A 19,444-nucleotide genomic window follows, 5' to 3' on the forward strand; every position below is an offset into this window, starting at 1 on the left:
TTTTTGGTTGGTTAGTAGAAGCCGTCTCACACTGTTTAATTTAGTCAGTTGGGGCGGTTTCTCGTTGTATAAGGATAAGATTATTTATAAAAATTCATTTCATCCAAATACTTCCAAACGGTATGGGGTAACATAGGACGAATATTCATTCCTGATTGTATCCCTTTTCTTATAAAAGTTGAAGAGAGTTCCATAATTGGGGCGTCTACTTTTGTGATTTTGGGATGACCATCAAATTGAGTTTCAATGGTTCCTTCAGAAATTCTAGGATATACATAGATAGCGTATCGGTCTAGAATAACTTCAAAGTTTTTCCACTTATGGAAGCTCTTTAAATTATCCTCACCCATTATTAAGGAAAATAATTTTTCAGGATACTTTTCCTCTAGATGTGCTAAAGTGTTGGTAGTATAATTGGGCTGTGGTAGATCAAACTCAATATTGCTGGCTTTAAGTTTTGGGTATTCTTCTAGTGCAATACGCACCATAGCCAAACGGTGATGGTCTTCAAGCAGCGTTTTCTTTTTTTTATGTGGATTGTGTGGCGTTACTACCATCCAGATTTCATCTAAATCACTATTTTCAACTAGGTGATTAGCAATAATGAGGTGTCCCACGTGAATAGGATTGAAGGTCCCAAAATAAAGCCCTATTTTTTTTGCTTTAACCATTTACTCTTCTTCTTGTTCGGGATGGCCATTTTTTATAAAACCGGATACTAATTCTTTCGCTTCGTTTAAGGCGGTGTCCAAGTCGTTGTTTTTAATAATATAGTCAAACTGTGGAGCCGTCGCTAGTTCTACTGAAGCTTTCGCAATACGCATGTTAATACGCTCATCACTTTCAGTTTTTCTCTTTTTAAGCCTGCGTTTTAATTCATCCACACTTGGAGGTTTCACAAAAACAGCCAAAGTTTTCTCAGGATATTTCTTTTTTATCCGAAGTCCGCCAACCACATCTATATCAAAAATTACATTTTTACCTTGCGCCCAGATGCGTTCTACTTCAGATTTTAATGTTCCGTAGAAATTATCGCGATATACTTCTTCCCACTCTAAAAAATCACCGTTTTTAATGTGTTGTTTAAAGTCTTTTAAACTGATAAAATAATAATCTTTGCCGTGTTCTTCGTCACCTCTTGGTTCTCGGGAAGTACACGATATTGAGAAGTCTAAATTTAATTCTTCTTGAGCGAGTAAGTATTGTACAATGGTTGTTTTACCACTTCCGGACGGTGCCGAAAAGACAAATAATTTTCCTCCTTCCATTACAACACATTTAAAGCTTGTTCCTTAATTTTTTCCAGTTCATCTTTCATTTGCACAACTACTTGTTGCATAGGTGCAAAGTTCGCTTTACTACCAATGGTGTTAATTTCACGACCAATTTCTTGAGAGATAAAGCCTAATTTTTTTCCGTTACTTGTTTTATTTTGTAACGTTTCAGAAAAATAAGATAGGTGATTGCTCAAACGTACTTGCTCTTCGGTGATGTCGTACTTTTCAAGGTAATAAACTAGTTCTTGCTCAAAACGATTTTCGTCAACCGTTTCTTTTAAATCACTTACGGCTTTTGCCAACCGTTCTTTTACATTGTCCATGCGTTGTGGATCGAGCTCCATAACTTCATCTAATAGCGAAGAAATATTGTTTATACGTTTCTGAAAATCGGCTTCCAACGCTTTCCCTTCGTCGGTTCTATATTGATTGATGGATTGTAGTGCTTCGGCAACTGCCTCGGTGATTTTATTGAATTCCGTTTCATTAACTTCATCACGTTCCGTTTGTAAAGCATCAGGAAAGCGAACCGCCATTTTCATCAATTCAACAGGGTCGCCATCGGTAATATGAGCCAATTGTTTCATATATTGCTTAACTGCTGCTTCGTTAATTACAGTAGAAGTTTCCTCACTAGTTTGCTCTACGTAGAGGTTGAAATCTACTTTCCCGCGAGAGAGTGATTTCGAAATTTGTTTCCGAATTTCTAACTCCTTTTCACGATACGCTGAAGGAACCCTCGCATTTACATCAAGGTTTTTGCTGTTTAACGATTTTATTTCAACCGTAATTTTTTTGGAAGGCAATTGCACTAAGCTTTTGCCGTAACCGGTCATCGACTGGATCATATTTTCAATTTAATGGTTGCAAAGGTAGTAAATTAGAATATAGTAGCTTAGCATTTAAAGCCTGCTGACTCATTTTTATACTACTTGTTGCTATTTAGAAAAGTAGTCGCTCGGTTTTCACTGTAATAGGTTGCGTTCGTTTGATGAAAACCTACATGACCACCATACTCAGGAGTTTCTAAATAGATGTTTTCTGAAGTTTCTGCAAATGAATAGGGATAGCTTTCTTCGGTTAAAAATGAATCGTTTTTTGCGTTTAAAATCAATACAGGAATGGTAATATTCGGTAAAAATTGACCGCTACTATTTTGTTTGTAATAATCGTAAGCGTCCTTAAAACCGTGTGCTGGAGCAGTGTATAAATTATCAAAATCTAGTAAAGATTTTATTTGTTTTAAATCTGAAGCGCTCATTTTTTCAGGGAAATTTTGCACTTTAATTTTTAATTTCTTTCGAAGATTGTGTAAAAAGGAAGTTCGATATATCCAATTGTCGAAATTGGAAAGCGATTGTAATGTTCCCTTTAGATTTAAGGGAGTAGAAACGGCAACAGCTCTTTTTATTTCCTTCGGAAGTATTTTGCGCTCCCCTAAATATTTCAGCATTAAATTTCCGCCTAAACTGAAACCAATTAAAGATATAGTATCATATTTTTCTTTCTTCAGAAGAAAATCAACTACGGCTTGCAAATCGTCTGTTTTACCAGCATTGTATGAAGAAAACAACTTGTTTGGTTCGCCACTACACCCCCTAAAATTAACAGCCACGGCATCCCAACCGTGTTTCGTAAGGCTTTTTGCCTGCCCTTTTATATAACGACGCTGTGCATTTCCTTCCAATCCGTGCAGAATAATTGCCACTTTTGAAGTTTTATTTTTTGCATACGAAAAATCAATATCTAAAAAATCACCATCTTCAAGATCTAGGCGTTCCCGATGCTGCTTTACTTTTGGAACAGGACGCAACTTAGCTGAATAAATTGTGGCAACATGCCCATTTTTAAAGATACCGCTAGGGGAATAAGTAGATTCAATTAGTGGCATACATAGGCTTGTTTTAATTGCAAAAGTACCTAATTCTTAATTTGTAGTTAATGTATTCGTGCTTTTTTGTATTTAAGATACCAATCGGTATCTTTGTGCCATGCGAAACGCAGAAGCAACAAAAAACACGATTATCAATGAAAGTGCAAACTTGTTTAATACACAGGGTTACAAGGCGACTTCCATTAGTGATATTACTAAAGCCACAGGCTTAACCAAAGGAGCAATTTACAGGCATTTTGAAAACAAAGGCGATTTAGAAAAGCATGCATTGCAACGACTGTCTAAAGTTATGTTTGGTGAGATAGGGACTAGCATTAAAGAAGCGAAAGACTTCAGAACTAAAATCGAGGCGATCTTTTCTTTTTTTGAAAATTATATGAATACACCTTTATATGAAGGCGGTTGCCCCGTAATGAATGCAGCTGTAGAAGCAGACGATGCAAACCCGATTTTACGCGAACAAGCCTGCGCTATGTTACAACAATTTAAAGATGCGGTGTCTACGTTAATTAAGAACGGCATTAAGAATAACCAAGTGAAACCTGATACAGATGTAGCTTTTTATAGCACCATATTTATTGCTACACTAGAAGGCGGAATAATGATGAGCCGTTTACAACGAGATAAAAAAGCAATTACACATACCATTGCTCATTTACGAAACATAGTTACTGAAATCTCCATATAAACAGGTGTTGATTTTTCAAATTTAAAAATTCAATGAAAAAGTTACTTACCAAATTAACAGGAAAATACTTAAACGCAACAGCCCCTTTATTCCCTAAACTGAATAGAGAACAAGCTTTTAAATTGTTGTGTAAGGTGCAAGCCGTGCCGATTTCAAAAGAGGGATATGACTTTTTTGAAACTGCTGAAACATCATACATTGAAGTGCCTCAAGCTTCTATTGCGGTACACAAATGGGGAAACGGACCTAAGAAAATACTTTTTCTACACGGATGGATGAGTCATTCTAAAAGATGGCAGCCTTATATTAATAAGTTAGATACTTCAGAATATACCATTTACTCATTAGATGCTCCAGCACATGGTCTTTCAAAAGGAAAGACCATGAATATTGAGATGTATCGTCAGGCTACCGAGGCTATAATTCAAAAATTAGGAGGCGTAGACCATTTAGTTTGTCATTCTTTAGGAAGTTTAGTAGGTGCATATACTTTTTTAGCTAACAAAGAAATTCAGGTTAACGACTATATCATTATGGGAGCTCCTGCAGGGATGAATTCCATTTATGGATTTTTTAGAGACGCTCTAAAACTATCAAATAAAACTATTGATAATTTGGGAATAAAAGTAGATTCCGTTTTAAAAGTCCCGGCATCACAACTTACCATGAAACATTTTTTTGATGAGGCTGAAAGATCAATATTTGTGGTTCATGAAGAATCTGATAAAATAACGCCCATTTCAGAAATAAAAAAAGCAATACAAGCTACTAATACACCTATACAAACTTGGTTTACAACCGGTCAAGACCACAATCTTACCGAAACAGAAACAGTTGAAACCATTATAAACCATATAACTGAAAAAAATACTAAACAAAAAGAACTATGTATTTAAAAGAATTTGAAATCCGTTGGGACGATGTAGATGCCAACCGCCACTTACGAAATAGTGCATTTATAGACTATATGAGCCATACTCGAATGAGTTTTTTTAGCGAAAAGGGGTTTGGGCAAAAACATTTAGCCGAAATGAACTTAGGCCCAGTGGCTCTCTACGAACGTATGTATTATTTTAAAGAAGCGTTTCCTGGCAAACCACTACGTGTTTCATTACAATTAAGAGGACTTTCGGAAAAAGGAACTTTTTTTGAGTTTGTACACAATTTCTATGACCATAAGGGAAGAAACTTAGGTCGTTGCGAAATGTTAGGCGCTTGGATTGACCTTAAAGAACGAAAACTGGTTCCGTTACCAAAAGAGTTTTATAGCTTTTTAGATGGTATTGATAAAACTGATGATTTTAGAACAATTACCAAAGAGGATACGCGTAAACACGGGCAGTTTCCGAAGGATTTAGAGCAATAAATCAACCGGAGGTTTCGATATATTCCGCCAAAGGCGGAACACTCAACCACCTCACCGTTTTAATGTAAAGTTTACACTGTGAGATGGTTGAATATTTCGAGGTACGAGAAGCGCGATGTGCTGAGCGAAGTCGAAGTATATCGAAACCTCCGAAATGAAAGCGCAACTTATACGAGCAACCTCTTATTCCTCATTGTAAAAAAACTGCTCTTTTACAATTTTTCCGTCTTTTACTTGATACACTCCAATTTCGGACATTTGACTGCGTTGGCCACTAGGTTTATGTGTAGTATCCATTTCATGGCGCACGCTAAACCAGTTATCTGCCACAATAGGTTCACTGGTATGACGGCTGTGTACTTCGAAATTTTCTTGCCACCATTCTCCTTTTTTGGCAACTTCATCCATTCCATTAGCAACAGGGTTATCACCAGTAGGTTCAATACTTACAATATTTGGACTATACAATTCTTGATAACAGCGTTCTTCTTGATCGCTATTACACCAATTTACTAGGTTTTCTGCAATTTCTTTTGTGTTCATAATGGTAAGTTTTTTTGTTTATTTAAAGATAGTTAAAAACTCATAACATTACCATTCAGTATATTACATAACAGTTAAGCTTGTTGCTTAAAAGTGTAACCTAGTATGTTAGGAAGATTAATCGAAGTTACTTTTTTGTAAACCGTATTTTCTTTTTCTTTGGAATAAGAAGGTGGCTCAAGATTCAATTCAGTTGCTTTTTGGGTGTAGTAATGCCTTTTAATAGGATGAAAAGGCGTTACAGCGTTAAAAATATGCCCAAAAGAATCTTGTTTTATAATTTCCGAAAGGATAGCTATGCAGTCATCTCTATGGATTAAATTAACAGGAGCATTTCCGTGGTTCAGGTTTTTTCTTCCAGCTAAATAACGCACGGGTTGTCGTTTTCCACCTAATAACCCACCAAACCGTACGATTGTTGTTTTAAAAACTTCAGAAGAGAAAAATATTTTTTCTACTTCTATTAGTTGTTTGGCAGCGTTGGTTTCAGCTATGGGTTTGTCTTTTTCCGTTACGGTGCCTTGCGCATCACTATACACTGAAGTACTGCTTACAAGAATCACATTTTTTACTGAAGACTTTTCAATTTCATTTAAAAAATGGGACATTTTAGCGACGTGATTAGCGCCAGTATTTTTTCGTAAACCCGGCGGAATCATAATAACTAAACAATCAATATCTTTTAAAAAAGCTTCCACTTCACCTGAAACGCCATCTTCCGAAATTTCAACAGGATAGGTTTCTATTCCGTTACGTTGCAATGTGCCAGCTTTCTCAATGCTTGTTACCGATCCTTTTATACGATACCCTAAATTTTGTAAGTGTATGGAAAACGGTTTTCCTAGCCATCCAAGGCCAGCAATTGCTATGGTTTTATTCATTTTGTAGGTTGTTTTTTGCTTAAAAAGTTAAACTATCTTTTTTAAAGGTTGGCAACTTATCAACGGCAAAAGTACGTTTTATAACAATGGCATCTGTAACCACAAAAGGTTTTGGCATCATATTTTTAGGGCGTTTACTAATGCTGAAATTAGCATTATCCATTAAATCATACGAAAATTCTAAAGCAGTAAATGAAACGGACTTTTTTGATTCAGTTGTAAACGAAACTTCTAGCGAATCATTGTTATTCACCCAATACCGAAGTAACAAATCACTTTTTCTGTTTCCGTAAACAAAACCAGTACTATCTTTTAGCGCTTTTTGACCATTAAAGGAAAGAGAATTGAATGAAACATCTGCATCTGCATATAAATTTAATTGATTGATATTTCGTTTTGGGATAATGGTGAATGTAACTTCCTTTCGGTTATTTATAATCGTGTCTTTCTTTAAATTAATTTGAAAAGGAGTTATTGACTTTTCAGGAGCTTTTGCAGCGTAGGTATAGCCTGTATTATATTTGCTGCCAGAAGCACCCAGTATTTCTGACGGTACTCCAATGGGTTTTTCACCTAAATAACCTTTAGTCCAATCGTCCAACATGTTATCGTAGGTAAGCCAATAGGATTCGTCCGCGTCTTTATCTTGATAATAAATTAAACTATTGGGTTTTTGGCGTGTTTCAGAAAAATCACTGGTAAAGTGAGCTTCCATAAAAAACCCAAAGGCAAATAAAAAGCAAAGAATGGAAAGTAGTTTCTTCCAACTATAAAAACCAAATACTGGAAGTAATAAACCAAATAATAAAACGGTAAATACGCAGCTGATCACGACCATTTCGGAACCTAATCCAACTGGGAAAAACTGAATAAGCGGTGAAAAGAAAAACAAAGCTGGAGCGGCCAATAAAACCATTAAAAGCAAGCTAGGTTTTTCTTGTTTGATAAGTATCCAAAGCGACAACAGCCCAAAGAATACAGGAATTATAAAATACGCTGCTCCTTTTAAAATAACAAAAACAGCCACATTGATAAGAACCCAAAAAATTAGTGGTGCCACATAGACTGAAGCTACTGGTTCCCTATTGGCAAAGCGCCTGTACAGATAAAGGGTAATGGAAAGAGAAAGGAAAACAAAGAACGCTACATAAGCGTGACCATTATATTTAAAACCGTGTTGTACTTCGTTGTATTGCGGGTAGATAGCAAGTAACAATTTCCAACCAAAAAATCCAATTAGTCCACAAGCAACCAAAGAAAGTAAAAAAGGAACAAAGCCTTTAGCGATGCCTTTCCCTGTTATTTTCTCTTTTTTAAATCCATAGAAAATAAGAATGCCAAATAGCACAGTTGCGACTAAAAGTAGTGGCAATATCCATAAAAAGGGAAATGAAATCATTTTTAAAAAAGGAACATTTACATACACATATTCATCGTTCGATTTCAAGTTATTTAAATCGGCATCGGCAAAATAATGTAGCAAAGGCAATAGATAACTCCCTTGATGTTGCAAGGTTTCTATGTCTAAATTTTCAATAGTATCGTTAGCAGTATGATAATCAAAATGATCGTCTATAAACGCAAAAAAGTAACTAGGAATGTCGCCATTTTCCCTAAAAATGGTGGAATCGGTATCGTTTGGCAACATTTTATAGACGCTATACATTAAAGAAGATGCCACTGGGTAGTCTGGGTTTGCTTTTATAAAAGCTTTAACCAATTTTTCATTACCTCCATTTGTTTCTAAAATCATATTACTAGGCCCACCACTACCTCTGGCTTCAAAATTGAGAACGAGCCCTACATCTTTTGCCCACGGATGCTCATTTACAAATAACTTTGCGCCATCTAGGCCAATTTCTTCAGCATCGGTAAATACAACGATGATATCATTTTTAGGCTTTTTACCGCTCGCTTGGTACGCACGAAGGCTTTCTAAAATGGTGACAATACCACTTCCGGCATCGCTCGCACCTGGAGAAGGTACTAAGGCGCTATCATAATGCGAAAGTAACACAAGACCTTTCCCATGTCCAGTCCCTTCCATTCGAGCCACAATATTAATGGGACGATTCATGGTTCTACTTTGGGTGGTAAAAACAAATCCTTCTTGTGTTTGGGTTTGCAACCCTAGCTTCTCTAATTCACTAACTAAATACTTTCTAACGGTTGCGTGTTCTTGAGAACCATGGTAGTGCGGCTTTTTAGCAATGTGCTGTAATTGCTCAAGGGCACGTTCGGTTGAAAACTCGGTTTTTGCAATACTCTTAGGAGTGCCTTCTCTTGGCATTAAGCTATAAAAAGAATAATAGATTAATCCTAGTACGATTAGTAGGGAAAGAACAGCAGATACTCGTTTCATGGGTTGGCTTTTTAACGTTCTAAAAGTACGATATTTAATGAGATTGTTCCTTTTCAGAAATAAATAGTAAACAGCCTATTATAAAAATGACTATATTTAAAGGAGATAAAAAGCTAAGAATATGGGAATTAAAAATTATATAGGAAAACGAGCAAAACCAAAAAAGGGCTCTTCAGAAAACATTAAAGTTTCAGATTATATGAGCAGAAATTTAATAACATTTAAACCCGAACAAACTGTTTTGGAAGTAATGAACACGCTCATTAAAAAGAAAATTTCCGGTGGGCCGGTTGTAAATGATAATTACGAGTTAGTTGGAATAATTAGTGAAGGTGATTGTATTAAAGAGATTAGTAACAGTCGCTATCACAACCTGCCAATGGAAGAAATTAAAGTAGAAGACCACATGATTAAAGAAGTGGAAACTATTGATGGAGAGATGAACCTATTTGATGCCGCTGAGAAATTTTTAAGAGATAAACGGCGACGTTTTCCCATATGTGAACATGGGAAATTGGTTGGACAGATAAGCCAAAAAGATGTGTTAAAAGCGGCGTTGGAATTAAAAGGAAATAGCTGGAAATAGTTACATGGTTAATTCTGTTTTGACTAACAAATACCAATCATCCTCAAGTGGTAAATAGCCTTGATCGTAGACGTACAAATAGACACTTCCCACTTTGGTAACGTATTGTCCAGTAAAAAATTGAAAATTAAAACCGTGCTTTTGTAGGGTTTGTTTTTTTACTTTGGTTTTATCTTTTGTGTTTAGCTTTTCTAGAATGCGATAATTTTTACGCAACCGGTTGTTAATGTTGCGCACTAAATTTTTGTTGTCTTTATTTAAAGCATTGTTATGGGAATTGCGGCATGCATCGCTACAAAACTTTTTGTCTGCTCGACCAATTATTTTATCGCCACATTCGGGACAAGCTCTTTCCATATTTATTTATAATCTATATGCCCCCAGTTTTTACCAGATTTTATTCGGTACAATTGCATTTCTGAAATTCCAAATTGCTTAGCAATTAATCGTAATCGCGTTCTACGATTGGGGTCGAATATCTTCTTCTTTAATAATCTAACCTTCTCGGGCGTAAGTTTAGCATACTTTGGCTTTAATAAAGCTTCTTTTTTTGCTTTTATCACCGCTGGGCTATTTTTATTATGCTCTGTAAGTTCCTTACGGTTGGCAAATTTTAAGTTATCTACGTGATTGTTTGCTTTATTAAAGTCTTTATGAATCACTAAATTTTTACCTTCGGTTTCTTCTAAAAACAATTGAGCAACGGCTCGATGCATGTAAATCAAACTGGTTTTCCCATTCTTTTTTAAGGTTGAGAAAACTTCATAACCATTTAAAGTATAGGTTTTTAGGAATTCACCATCAGGATTATTTTTATAATGTTTTACTCTTCCGTAGTTAGAAATATCAATACTATCACTTCTACGCCATGAGGGATCGGAAAATTTCTTCCAAACCTCTCCTTTTAAATTTGGTATCATTTTAGGGGGAGTTTATATCAAATATAGTAAAAATAACTTTTTAGGATAGAAATTTATTGATTTTCAAGGGTTTTATCCTGTTTTGTGGGTAGATTAAAGCGGTAAATAGCTTCAATTTTAGCAAAAAAACCACCTTTCATTTCTGGGTTTAGTTGCGTGCGGTCGTCACCAAAACTAAAGGCTGAAAGTCCTAAATCGATAGTTTCACCATCTGTATAAACCTCATAGTTATTGCTGGAATAGCCTAGTTTTGTTCGTAGTAAGACACTTTTGTCTAGAAAATTAAACTGCCAGTAAGCGGCAAATTCCAATGAGCTTAAATCAACGTACGTATCGGGCTGATTTTCTTTTTTTATATTGAAACTTCTCCCAATACCAAAATAATCCATTCCAATAGTGGTTTTTCCCAAGTCATAGCTTACATCTGCTGAAATGGGCAGTGACATATCCATTTCAAACTTTTTATTAGGACTTAAATAATACCAACCAATAATTGGTGTAGTAAAAAAACCGAAAGCTTCTTGGGAACCATAGACTCCAAAACGGTAAATTAAATTTTCTTTTTTCTGAAGTTTCAGCAAAGCAAAGCCTCCTAAATAGAAATCATCGCTGGAAATATCATTGTAGTCTGAAGCAATTTTAGGCAATAAAACTATTGTCGAACTCCATCTTTCAGAATACGTAGAAGCCAAACCTAATTTTATATTTGTACTGTATAAACTAGTGCGTTCGGCTTCAGGAAACAGCTGTAAATTGTTTGCGCTAAAATCGGCTCCAGTGATTAAAGCGTGGTTGTCATTGAGAACGACAGGAAAGGTAAGGCCAACCTCAAAAGATCGAATACTCGTACTGCTGTTGGTTCCTTCAAAATCGTTATTAAATGTTTCGCCGTAACCTATTCTAAAAATATCAACATAGTCTTGTGCAAAAGTCAACATTGGGACAAGAAGTAATAGCAAAAGTAATTTTTTCAAAAGCGGTTGGTTTTTTAGTAAATATAGAAAAATATGAAAGAAACTTCTTTAAAGGAATAAAAATCACATTAGCAATGTGTTATTTGAAGGTTCCCAAGATAGACTTTTTCAGTAAAATTTCTTACTTTCGCAACCTTATTGAAATGCAACTTGTTATGAGCAAAAAGTTTAAAGAATACAAGGGATTAGACCTTCCTAAGACAGCGACAGAAATACTTGATTTTTGGAATGAAAACAACATTTTCGAAAAGAGTATTTCCATTCGTGAAGGTAATGAGCCGTTTGTGTTTTTTGAAGGGCCTCCATCTGCAAATGGAATGCCAGGTATTCACCACGTGATGGCACGTTCTATTAAAGATATTTTTTGTCGCTACAAAACCCAAAAAGGGTTTAAAGTGGATAGAAAAGCGGGTTGGGATACACACGGACTACCTATTGAATTGGGTGTTGAAAAAGAATTAGGCATTACCAAAGAAGATATAGGGAAGAAAATTTCTGTTGAGGCTTACAACGATGCTTGTAAAAAAGCCGTTATGCGGTATACCGATGCATGGAACAAAGTAACCGAAGGCTATGGCTATTGGGTAGATATGGACGATCCATACATAACCTACAAGCCAAAATACATGGAAACGGTTTGGTGGTTGCTGAAAGAAATATACAACAAAGGCCTTATGTACAAAGGCTACACCATACAACCGTACTCGCCAAAAGCGGGAACGGGTTTAAGTTCGCACGAACTAAACCAACCAGGAACATATCAAGATGTTACCGATACGACTGTAGTGGCTCAATTTAAAGCCGTTGCAGATATATTGCCAGATTTTTTAGCTGAAGAAAGTAACAACATCTTCCTTTTAGCTTGGACAACCACACCTTGGACATTGCCAAGTAACACGGCGCTTACCGTAGGAAAGAAGATTGACTACGTATTAGTAAAAACCTACAACCAATACACATTTGAGCCTATTTACGTAGTACTTGCTAAAAACTTAGTAGGGAAACAATTTGGCGGGAAATATGAAGAAAAACCAAATGAAGAAGTCCTTGACAGTTATAAACAAGGCGATAAAAAGATACCGTATTTCATTGTAAAAGAATTTAAGGGGAAAGACCTGTTAGATATTCGATACGAGCAGTTATTGGATTACGCAAAACCTTACGAAAACCCTGAGAATGCCTTCCGTGTAATTGCGGGGGATTTTGTGACAACCGAAGATGGTACTGGTATTGTACATACCGCGCCAACCTTTGGTGCAGACGATGCCAAAGTAGCCAAAGAAGCTACACCGGAAGTTCCGCCGTTATTGGTTAAAAATGAAAATGGCGATTTAGTTCCGTTGGTGGATTTACAAGGAAAATTCCGTCCAGAGATGAAAGAGTTGGCCGGAAAATATGTAAAAAACGAATATTACGACGATGGCGAAGCACCTGAAAAATCAGTCGATGTTGAATTAGTCATCAAATTGAAAACCGAAAACAGAGCTTTTCACGTTGAAAAATATGTACACAGCTACCCAAACTGCTGGCGTACCGATAAGCCTATTTTATACTATCCATTAGATTCTTGGTTTATAAAAGTGACGGAATTTAAAGATCGTATGCACGATTTAAATAAAACCATCAACTGGAAACCAAAAGCAACTGGAGAAGGTCGTTTTGGGAACTGGTTGGCGAATGCAAACGACTGGAACTTGTCTCGTTCGCGTTATTGGGGAATTCCGTTACCGCTTTGGAGAACTGAAGATGGCAAGGAAGAAAAATGCATTGGTAGCATAGAAGAGCTGAAAACCGAAATGGAAAAAGCTGTTGCAGCTGGCGTTATGGATAAAGCAATTTATGAAGACTTTACCCCCGGCGATTTTTCAGAAGAAAACTATGATACGGTAGATTTACATAAAAACATTGTTGACGGAATTACACTTGTTTCAGAAAGTGGAAAACCAATGAAGCGCGAAGCCGATCTAATCGATGTGTGGTTTGATAGCGGAAGTATGCCATATGCACAATGGCATTACCCTTTCGAAAACAAAGACAAAGTAGAGCAAACGTGGCGCAAAGCCGATTTTATTGCTGAAGGTGTGGATCAAACTCGTGGTTGGTTCTATACCTTGCACGCGATTGCTACGATGATTTTTGATGATGTTGCTTATAAAAATGTAGTGAGTAATGGTCTGGTGCTGGATAAAAATGGACAGAAAATGTCCAAACGGTTGGGCAATGCTGTAGATCCGTTTGAAACACTTAATACCTACGGTCCCGATGCTACACGTTGGTACATGATTAGCAATGCGAATCCTTGGGATAACTTGAAATTTGACTTGGATGGTATTTCGGAAGTGCGTAATAAATTCTTCGGAACACTTTACAATACCTATAGTTTTTTCAGTTTATATGCCAATTTGGACAACTTTACCTATGCTGAAGCAGATGTACTGTTAGAAAAACGCCCTGAAATAGACCGATGGATTCTTTCAGAATTACATACCCTTGTTGAAAAAGTAGATACTTTTTATAGCGATTATGAGCCTACAAAAGCAACGCGTGCGATTTCAGAGTTTGTGCAAGAAAACTTAAGTAACTGGTTTGTGCGATTAAGCAGAAGACGCTATTGGAAAGGAAGCTATAACGACGATAAAATTTCGGCTTATCAAACACTGTATACATGTTTAGAAACCATAGCAAAATTAGGCGCGCCGGTGGCTCCATTCTTTATGGATCGTTTGTATAAAGATTTAACCGAAGGAGTTGAAAAAGAAGGAAAAGAGTCGGTTCACGTAAGTGATTTCCCAAAAGCAGATAGTTCGTTTATAGATAAAACGTTAGAACGTAAAATGCAGCGGGCACAAACAATCTCATCGCTTGTTTTATCTTTACGTCAACGTGAAAAAATAAAAGTGCGTCAACCACTACAGAAAATAATGATTCCAGTTTTAGATGAAACCGTTAAAACTGAAATTGAAGCAGTGGAAGATTTGATAAAATCTGAAGTAAACGTAAAAGAGATTAAACTAATTGATGAGGCTTCAGGGTTACTTGTAAAACAAATAAAACCTGACTTTAAAAAATTAGGGCCTCGTTTTGGTAAAGACATGAAATTAGTAGCGCAAACAATTACAGGATTTGGTCAAGAAGAGATAGCGGTACTTGAAAAAGAAGGTGAAATTTCAGTAGAAATTAACGAAAAAAATACTACATTGAGCCTTGATGACGTTATAATAAGTTCTCAAGATATTGAAGGTTGGCTAGTTGCAAATACTAACGGAATTACCGTAGCCCTCGATGTAACTATTACACCTTCTCTTAAAAATGAAGGAATCGCGAGAGAATTGGTAAACCGAATTCAAAACCTACGAAAAGATTCAGGGTTTGAAGTAACTGATCGAGTAGAAGTAACTATTAAAGATGATGAAAAGCTTAAACCGGCAGTAGAAGAAAATCTTGAATATATTAAAGAAGAAACATTAACCGAAATTTTGCAATTTGATAATGAAGTGAGCAATGGTACAGAAATTGCTTTTGATGATATTGCAACCTTAATGGAAATAAAAAAACACTAGATATGGCAAATGACGTAAAAACCCGATACAGCGATAAAGAGCTGGAAGAATTTAAAGTATTGATTCAGGGAAAAATAGAAAAGGCGAAAGAACAATTAGAATTAATTAAAAGTTCTTATAAAAACGATAGTACTAACGGTACTGACGATACCTCACCAACGTTTAAGGCGTTTGATGAAGGTAGTAAAGTAATGAGCAAAGAAGCAAACTCACAATTAGCTATTCGTCAAGAAAAGTTTATTCGCGACCTTAAAAATGCATTAATTAGAATTGAAAATAAAAGCTACGGCGTGTGCCGTGTAACTGGAAAATTAATTAATCCAGAGCGTTTAAAATTAGTGCCACATGCAACTTTAAGTATTGAAGCTAAAAACATGCAAAAGTAAATACAGCTTGTATAGCTCGATCACATAGAGCGAGTACATTCTAAAAAGAATATTAGAATGCAGTATTTTTTGATTTACTTAAATATCGCACTTTAAATAATTAAGTGCTTTAAAAAATACGCCCCAAATTCTGGGGCTTTTTTATGCTAAAATTTATTATAATATTAGTAGGTGTCTTTTTGTTGACAACTGAAGCTATGGCTCAAAAGGTTCTTCAGAAAGAGTTTAGTGCGTTAGGTTTTGAAACTTTAATTATTGAGTCTGATGATGTATTTACCATAGACATTTCAGCAAAAAAGACAGATAAAATCAAAATTCGTACTCATATTGAAGGCGAAAACTACGAAAGTGTAGTTGTAAATACTTCTGAAGCTCATAAAACCTTGACACTTTCAACTGGATATTCCCCATTTTTTAAAAAGGAGAATGATAAACTAGCTGCTCATAAAATTATTGCGATTGATATGATTGTAACTATTCCTGAAAGTATGCAGGTAGAAATACGGTCAAAAATCGCTTCGGTAACTGGAAAAGGAGCCTATGATAACTTTTTTGTGGCCTTAGAAAACGGAACGTGTTTGCTAAACAATTTTAAAGGAAATGCTACTCTGTATACCAAAGAGGGAGCTATTACCGTTTATGCAAAACCGGTCGTTACAGGGCAAGCTGTTTCTAAAAAAGGAACTACTTTAAATCAACTACCTAAAACAGGAAAATATAAAATTAATGCCGAAAGTATAACAGGCTCAATCACACTGCTGCAAACCGAATAATATTGTTATTTTTGCAGCTGTTAAAATAACTTATGTCACTAAAGAAGGCTTCCTTTATTATAATTTTGGTTCTGTTAATCGACCAAATTTCAAAAGTATATATTAAAACTAACTTTATTTTAGGTGAAGAAATCCCTGTTTTTGATTGGTTTAGCATTCTTTTTGTAGAAAACGAAGGGATGGCTTGGGGTGCTAAAATACCTGGAGAGTACGGAAAATTATTTCTTACACTATTCCGCTTAGTTGCTATCGTAGGGATTGGGTATTGGCTGTGGGATTCGGTTCGTAAGCGTGCATCTCGCGTATTAGTGGTTTCGATTGCTCTTATTTTTGCAGGTGCTTTCGGAAATATCGTAGATTCTGTTTTCTACGGAATCATCTTTGACGATAGCCACAATCAACTTGCTAGTTTTATGCCAGCAGACGGCGGTTATGGTACACTGTTCCACGGGAAAGTGGTGGATATGCTTTATTTTCCGCTATGGAAAGGCTATTTGCCTGAATGGCTTCCGTTCTGGGGTGGTAATTACTTTACGTTCTTTGAGCCCGTATTTAATGTTGCCGACACCTCTATAAGTGTGGGAGTAATATTGTTATTACTTTTCCATAAAAAAGCGTTTCCAGATAAAGAAGAAGAATAAGAAGAATCTCTCTTTTACAAAGTAGTAGGCGCTAAACAGCTAAACGGCTCAATTGGTATATTTCTCAGTATCCAAAAAGCAACTACAATTCCAAAATAGATATAAATAAACGTATTGTTGTAAAAAAACGAAACTCGGTATTTGGTTTGGTTCACAAAATTATACAACGTTATTCCTACACTATAAATAAGAATGGGTAAAGAAAGCACCAATAACGGATTGTACCTAAAAGCTCCAAATATATTGAAATGTACCAATTGGTGTAAGGCGCGTTGCGAACCACAACCAGGGCAATGTAGCCCAGTTATAAAGTGAAAAGGACAGGGTATAAAAAATGAACTTTCATTAGGATTGTATTGAAAAAATACAATTATAGCAATCCCAATGAAAGTTATAATGGTAAGAAATTTACCTGTTTTTTTAATATCCACCACCTGACATAAGGCCACCGGCAACACCTATAGCCATCAATATAATGTATAATACAAGAAAAGCTCCTGTTATAACTGCACCCCAGATAGCCCATTTTTTCGCTTCGTCAGCAGATTTTTGAGCTCCAGCGTAGTCGCCTTGTTCATATAATTCGTTTACTTTAGTTGATTTAATGATTGATACAATCCCCAATGGCAAACAGCAAAGCACTGTGCATAAAATAGCCCATACTAGGTGGTTGTCGGGTTTTTGAGGTCGGTTTGTTACTTCTTGTTGTTCCATAAAGTTAATTTAGTTTTTAAGAAACTCAAATATAGATAGTTTTTTAAAAACAAATTACTTTTTCGGGTGTAATACAGTAATGCAAGGGAATATCTGTTTCTTCAACAGCGATGCTTTTTTCAGGAGGAAAGAAAGATAGCCCAACAAATAGTGCGTCAGGTTTACAGTTGGCTAAAAAGCGATCGTAAAAGCCCTTTCCGTAGCCAATTCTATTTCCTTTTTCATCATACGCTAAAAGTGGAACGAAAATAACATCTAGTTTTTCTGCAGGAATTTCAATACCATCAACTGGCTCAGGAATACCGTGTTTTGAAATTTTAATTACCGTATTTTCTTGTAACAAATAGTGCTTTAATTTGCCTGTTTTAAATTCAGATTTTGAAACGACGATACTTTTATCTTTCCCTTGTAGAATATGCATTATATATTCTGTATTCACTTCCTTATACGATTGAATAGGAAGAAAGATATGATAATAGGTTTCTTCCCAAATAGGAAGTTTCAATGCTTGATTAGCGATTTGAAGGCTATGTTCTTCTATGGCTGAAGATGAAAGCTGTTCCCTTCGGTTCTTATAGGCTGTTCTAAGTTGTACTTTGTCCATTAGTAGTCTTCTTCCTCTTTTTCTGAAATAGGCGAATTTTCTGTTGAAATATGAAAAATAGCATCCCCTTGATAGATAATAGGCGATTGATTTACGTTGATAATGTAGCCATCATTAGGCGAAAGCACTTTAAATCGCATCGTTCCGTAAGGATCAGTAATAGTAGCCAGAAATTCGCCTTTTACCACGTGCTTGTGACATGGAACCTTAATGTGCAACAAGCCACTTTTTTGAGCACGTAACCATTTGCTTTTTTCAATTAAGACACTTTTTGTTTTTGCTTTTGGTACTTCAAAAGTATCTTGAAGCATATCCAGATGCTTTAAAACCCGAGCAATACCGTCAACACCGTGTTTGGCAATATGTTTGTCGCTTTCCAAAGATTTTCCGCCTTCAAATAATAAGGTCGGGATATTCATACTGTCACAGGTTTCTCGATATGATTTTTTCAACAAGCTTGAATACACTATAAACGGTGGATTGAATACTTGAGCTAAACTCAACAATTTTTCATCATTAGGTTTAATACGAATCTGTGCCGCATTAAACCGACTTGCGCCACCGGTATGAAAATCTAAACAATAATCTGCGTGGGGAACAATTTCCTTACTAAAATGATAGGCAACCCTACTGGCTAAAGAACCGTGCTTAGTTCCCGGAAACTTACGGTTTAAATCTTTACCATCTGGAAATTCTCGTTGGGCGTTTAAAAATCCGAATACGTTTAAAATAGGAATGCAAATTACAGTACCGCGTTTGGGGCGGTTCATTTTTTTGGCAATTAGTTGTCGTACCACCTCAACACCGTTTACTTCATCACCATGAATACCAGCAGTTATCAAAATAGTTGGTCCAGGTTCTATAGCACGTTCCACGATAATAGGAATTTCAACCTTGGTTCCAGTATATAGTTTAGCGATACTGAAATTAAGTTTTTTACTTTCGCCCGGTGCTATCTTTGTTTTCAGAAGTATTAAATCGGTGTTTTCTTCTGCCATAGTTATACGTTTCGTTCTATATATTTTATAATGGTTGTGGCAATATCTTTTCCAGTTGCAGCTTCAATCCCTTCTAACCCCGGTGACGAATTTACTTCTAGAATTAAAGGGCCTCTATCTGACTGTAACATATCAACCCCTGCAATACCTAAACCCATAGCTTTGGCAGCTTTTAAGGCAGCTATTTCTTCTTCATCACTTAGCGTTATGATAGATGCGTTTCCACCACGGTGTAAGTTTGAACGGAATTCTCCTTCTTTTCCTTGCCGTTTCATAG

At 36.0% G+C, this 19,444-nt stretch carries 21 protein-coding genes and 1 pseudogene; 8 read left to right on the plus strand and 14 right to left on the minus strand.

What is annotated here, in order from left to right; genetic code table 11:
• Positions 1 to 80 precede the first annotated feature (80 nt).
• From nadD to AACZ92_RS11115, 4 genes are all read right to left on the minus strand, one after another.
• A complete protein-coding gene (gene nadD, locus AACZ92_RS11100; protein WP_339701165.1) occupies positions 81 to 671 on the minus strand; it encodes a nicotinate (nicotinamide) nucleotide adenylyltransferase in 591 nt (196 codons plus the stop codon).
• The gene (gene gmk / locus AACZ92_RS11105; RefSeq protein ID WP_339701168.1) at positions 672 to 1,268 is read right to left on the minus strand and encodes a guanylate kinase; all 597 of its coding nucleotides are present in this window, start codon (positions 1,266 to 1,268) and stop codon (positions 672 to 674) included.
• Positions 1,268 to 2,125 (minus strand): YicC/YloC family endoribonuclease, encoded by an 858-nt coding sequence (locus AACZ92_RS11110; protein WP_339701171.1) that lies wholly within the window; start codon positions 2,123 to 2,125, stop codon positions 1,268 to 1,270. The genes gmk and AACZ92_RS11110 overlap by 1 nt, the downstream gene beginning before the upstream one ends.
• 80 nt (positions 2,126 to 2,205) lie before the next feature.
• Positions 2,206 to 3,168 (minus strand): alpha/beta fold hydrolase, encoded by a 963-nt coding sequence (locus AACZ92_RS11115; protein ID WP_339701174.1) that lies wholly within the window; start codon positions 3,166 to 3,168, stop codon positions 2,206 to 2,208.
• A gap of 100 nt (positions 3,169 to 3,268) precedes the next feature.
• Here AACZ92_RS11115 and AACZ92_RS11120 point away from each other — a divergent pair, with 100 nt between their 5' ends.
• From AACZ92_RS11120 to AACZ92_RS11130, 3 genes are read left to right on the plus strand one after another with little or no spacing between them, the layout of a single operon-like run.
• Positions 3,269 to 3,859 (plus strand): TetR/AcrR family transcriptional regulator, encoded by a 591-nt coding sequence (locus AACZ92_RS11120; protein ID WP_339701177.1) that lies wholly within the window; start codon positions 3,269 to 3,271, stop codon positions 3,857 to 3,859.
• A gap of 32 nt (positions 3,860 to 3,891) precedes the next feature.
• Positions 3,892 to 4,755 carry an alpha/beta hydrolase gene (locus AACZ92_RS11125; RefSeq protein WP_339701180.1) on the plus strand — a complete coding sequence of 288 codons (864 nt, stop codon included), beginning with the start codon at positions 3,892 to 3,894 and terminating at the stop codon, positions 4,753 to 4,755.
• Complete coding sequence (locus AACZ92_RS11130; RefSeq protein WP_339701183.1) at positions 4,746 to 5,225, plus strand: thioesterase family protein; 480 nt, start codon at positions 4,746 to 4,748, stop codon at positions 5,223 to 5,225. The genes AACZ92_RS11125 and AACZ92_RS11130 overlap by 10 nt, the downstream gene beginning before the upstream one ends.
• A gap of 183 nt (positions 5,226 to 5,408) precedes the next feature.
• Here the strand turns inward: AACZ92_RS11130 and AACZ92_RS11135 are convergent, their stop codons facing one another.
• The 3 genes from AACZ92_RS11135 to AACZ92_RS11145 all read right to left on the minus strand — a co-directional run bounded on the left by AACZ92_RS11135 (position 5,409) and on the right by AACZ92_RS11145 (position 9,011).
• Positions 5,409 to 5,768: a nuclear transport factor 2 family protein gene (locus AACZ92_RS11135; RefSeq protein ID WP_339701186.1), complete on the minus strand. Its 360-nt coding sequence runs from the start codon at positions 5,766 to 5,768 to the stop codon at positions 5,409 to 5,411.
• Positions 5,769 to 5,842: 74 nt separating this feature from the next.
• The gene (locus AACZ92_RS11140) at positions 5,843 to 6,649 is read right to left on the minus strand and encodes an NAD(P)H-binding protein (protein ID WP_339701189.1); all 807 of its coding nucleotides are present in this window, start codon (positions 6,647 to 6,649) and stop codon (positions 5,843 to 5,845) included.
• Positions 6,650 to 6,668: 19 nt separating this feature from the next.
• Entirely contained in the window at positions 6,669 to 9,011 is a 2,343-nt protein-coding gene (locus AACZ92_RS11145; RefSeq protein ID WP_339701192.1) for a M20/M25/M40 family metallo-hydrolase, read from the minus strand.
• A 121-nt stretch (positions 9,012 to 9,132) separates the two neighbouring features.
• Between AACZ92_RS11145 and AACZ92_RS11150 the strand changes: the two genes are divergently transcribed.
• Positions 9,133 to 9,597, plus strand: a complete 465-nt coding sequence (locus AACZ92_RS11150) for a CBS domain-containing protein (protein ID WP_339701195.1) — start codon at positions 9,133 to 9,135, stop codon at positions 9,595 to 9,597.
• On the opposite strand, the gene AACZ92_RS11155 is transcribed toward AACZ92_RS11150, so the two are convergent.
• The 3 genes from AACZ92_RS11155 to AACZ92_RS11165 are packed head-to-tail and all read right to left on the minus strand — an operon-like array spanning position 9,598 to position 11,491.
• Positions 9,598 to 9,954 carry a hypothetical protein gene (locus tag AACZ92_RS11155; RefSeq protein WP_339701197.1) on the minus strand — a complete coding sequence of 119 codons (357 nt, stop codon included), beginning with the start codon at positions 9,952 to 9,954 and terminating at the stop codon, positions 9,598 to 9,600. It abuts the gene before it with no gap.
• 2 nt (positions 9,955 to 9,956) lie between these two features.
• Positions 9,957 to 10,517: an HNH endonuclease gene (locus tag AACZ92_RS11160; protein WP_339701199.1), complete on the minus strand. Its 561-nt coding sequence runs from the start codon at positions 10,515 to 10,517 to the stop codon at positions 9,957 to 9,959.
• Between the two features lie 53 nt (positions 10,518 to 10,570).
• Positions 10,571 to 11,491, minus strand: coding sequence for a DUF6268 family outer membrane beta-barrel protein (locus AACZ92_RS11165; RefSeq protein WP_339701202.1), 921 nt, complete (start codon positions 11,489 to 11,491; stop codon positions 10,571 to 10,573).
• 155 nt (positions 11,492 to 11,646) lie between these two features.
• Here AACZ92_RS11165 and ileS point away from each other — a divergent pair, with 155 nt between their 5' ends.
• The 4 genes from ileS to AACZ92_RS11185 all read left to right on the plus strand — a co-directional run bounded on the left by ileS (position 11,647) and on the right by AACZ92_RS11185 (position 16,851).
• Complete coding sequence (ileS, locus tag AACZ92_RS11170) at positions 11,647 to 15,051, plus strand: isoleucine--tRNA ligase (RefSeq protein WP_339701222.1); 3,405 nt, start codon at positions 11,647 to 11,649, stop codon at positions 15,049 to 15,051.
• A gap of 2 nt (positions 15,052 to 15,053) precedes the next feature.
• Entirely contained in the window at positions 15,054 to 15,437 is a 384-nt protein-coding gene (locus AACZ92_RS11175; protein ID WP_339701205.1) for a TraR/DksA C4-type zinc finger protein, read from the plus strand.
• Between the two features lie 143 nt (positions 15,438 to 15,580).
• On the plus strand, positions 15,581 to 16,210 hold the full coding sequence (locus tag AACZ92_RS11180; protein WP_339701208.1) for a hypothetical protein: 630 nt from the start codon (positions 15,581 to 15,583) through the stop codon (positions 16,208 to 16,210).
• A 32-nt stretch (positions 16,211 to 16,242) separates the two neighbouring features.
• Positions 16,243 to 16,851 (plus strand): lipoprotein signal peptidase, encoded by a 609-nt coding sequence (locus AACZ92_RS11185; RefSeq protein WP_339701211.1) that lies wholly within the window; start codon positions 16,243 to 16,245, stop codon positions 16,849 to 16,851.
• A 420-nt stretch (positions 16,852 to 17,271) separates the two neighbouring features.
• Here the strand turns inward: AACZ92_RS11185 and AACZ92_RS11190 are convergent, their stop codons facing one another.
• The 4 genes and pseudogenes from AACZ92_RS11190 to AACZ92_RS11205 form a co-directional block, all read right to left on the minus strand.
• Entirely contained in the window at positions 17,272 to 17,565 is a 294-nt protein-coding gene (locus tag AACZ92_RS11190) for a CD225/dispanin family protein (protein ID WP_339701214.1), read from the minus strand.
• Between the two features lie 43 nt (positions 17,566 to 17,608).
• Positions 17,609 to 18,169 (minus strand): 5-formyltetrahydrofolate cyclo-ligase, encoded by a 561-nt coding sequence (locus tag AACZ92_RS11195; RefSeq protein WP_339701217.1) that lies wholly within the window; start codon positions 18,167 to 18,169, stop codon positions 17,609 to 17,611.
• A complete protein-coding gene (locus tag AACZ92_RS11200) occupies positions 18,169 to 19,167 on the minus strand; it encodes a succinylglutamate desuccinylase/aspartoacylase family protein (RefSeq protein ID WP_339701220.1) in 999 nt (332 codons plus the stop codon). Before AACZ92_RS11200 ends, AACZ92_RS11195 begins: the two co-directional genes overlap by 1 nt.
• Before the next feature lie 2 nt (positions 19,168 to 19,169).
• A pseudogene (locus AACZ92_RS11205) lies at positions 19,170 to 19,444 on the minus strand (30S ribosomal protein S6--L-glutamate ligase); the annotation flags it as partial.

Origin of the sequence: uncultured Marixanthomonas sp. (assembly GCF_963974425.1) — a bacterium.
In the GTDB taxonomy this organism is placed as follows: domain Bacteria; phylum Bacteroidota; class Bacteroidia; order Flavobacteriales; family Flavobacteriaceae; genus Marixanthomonas.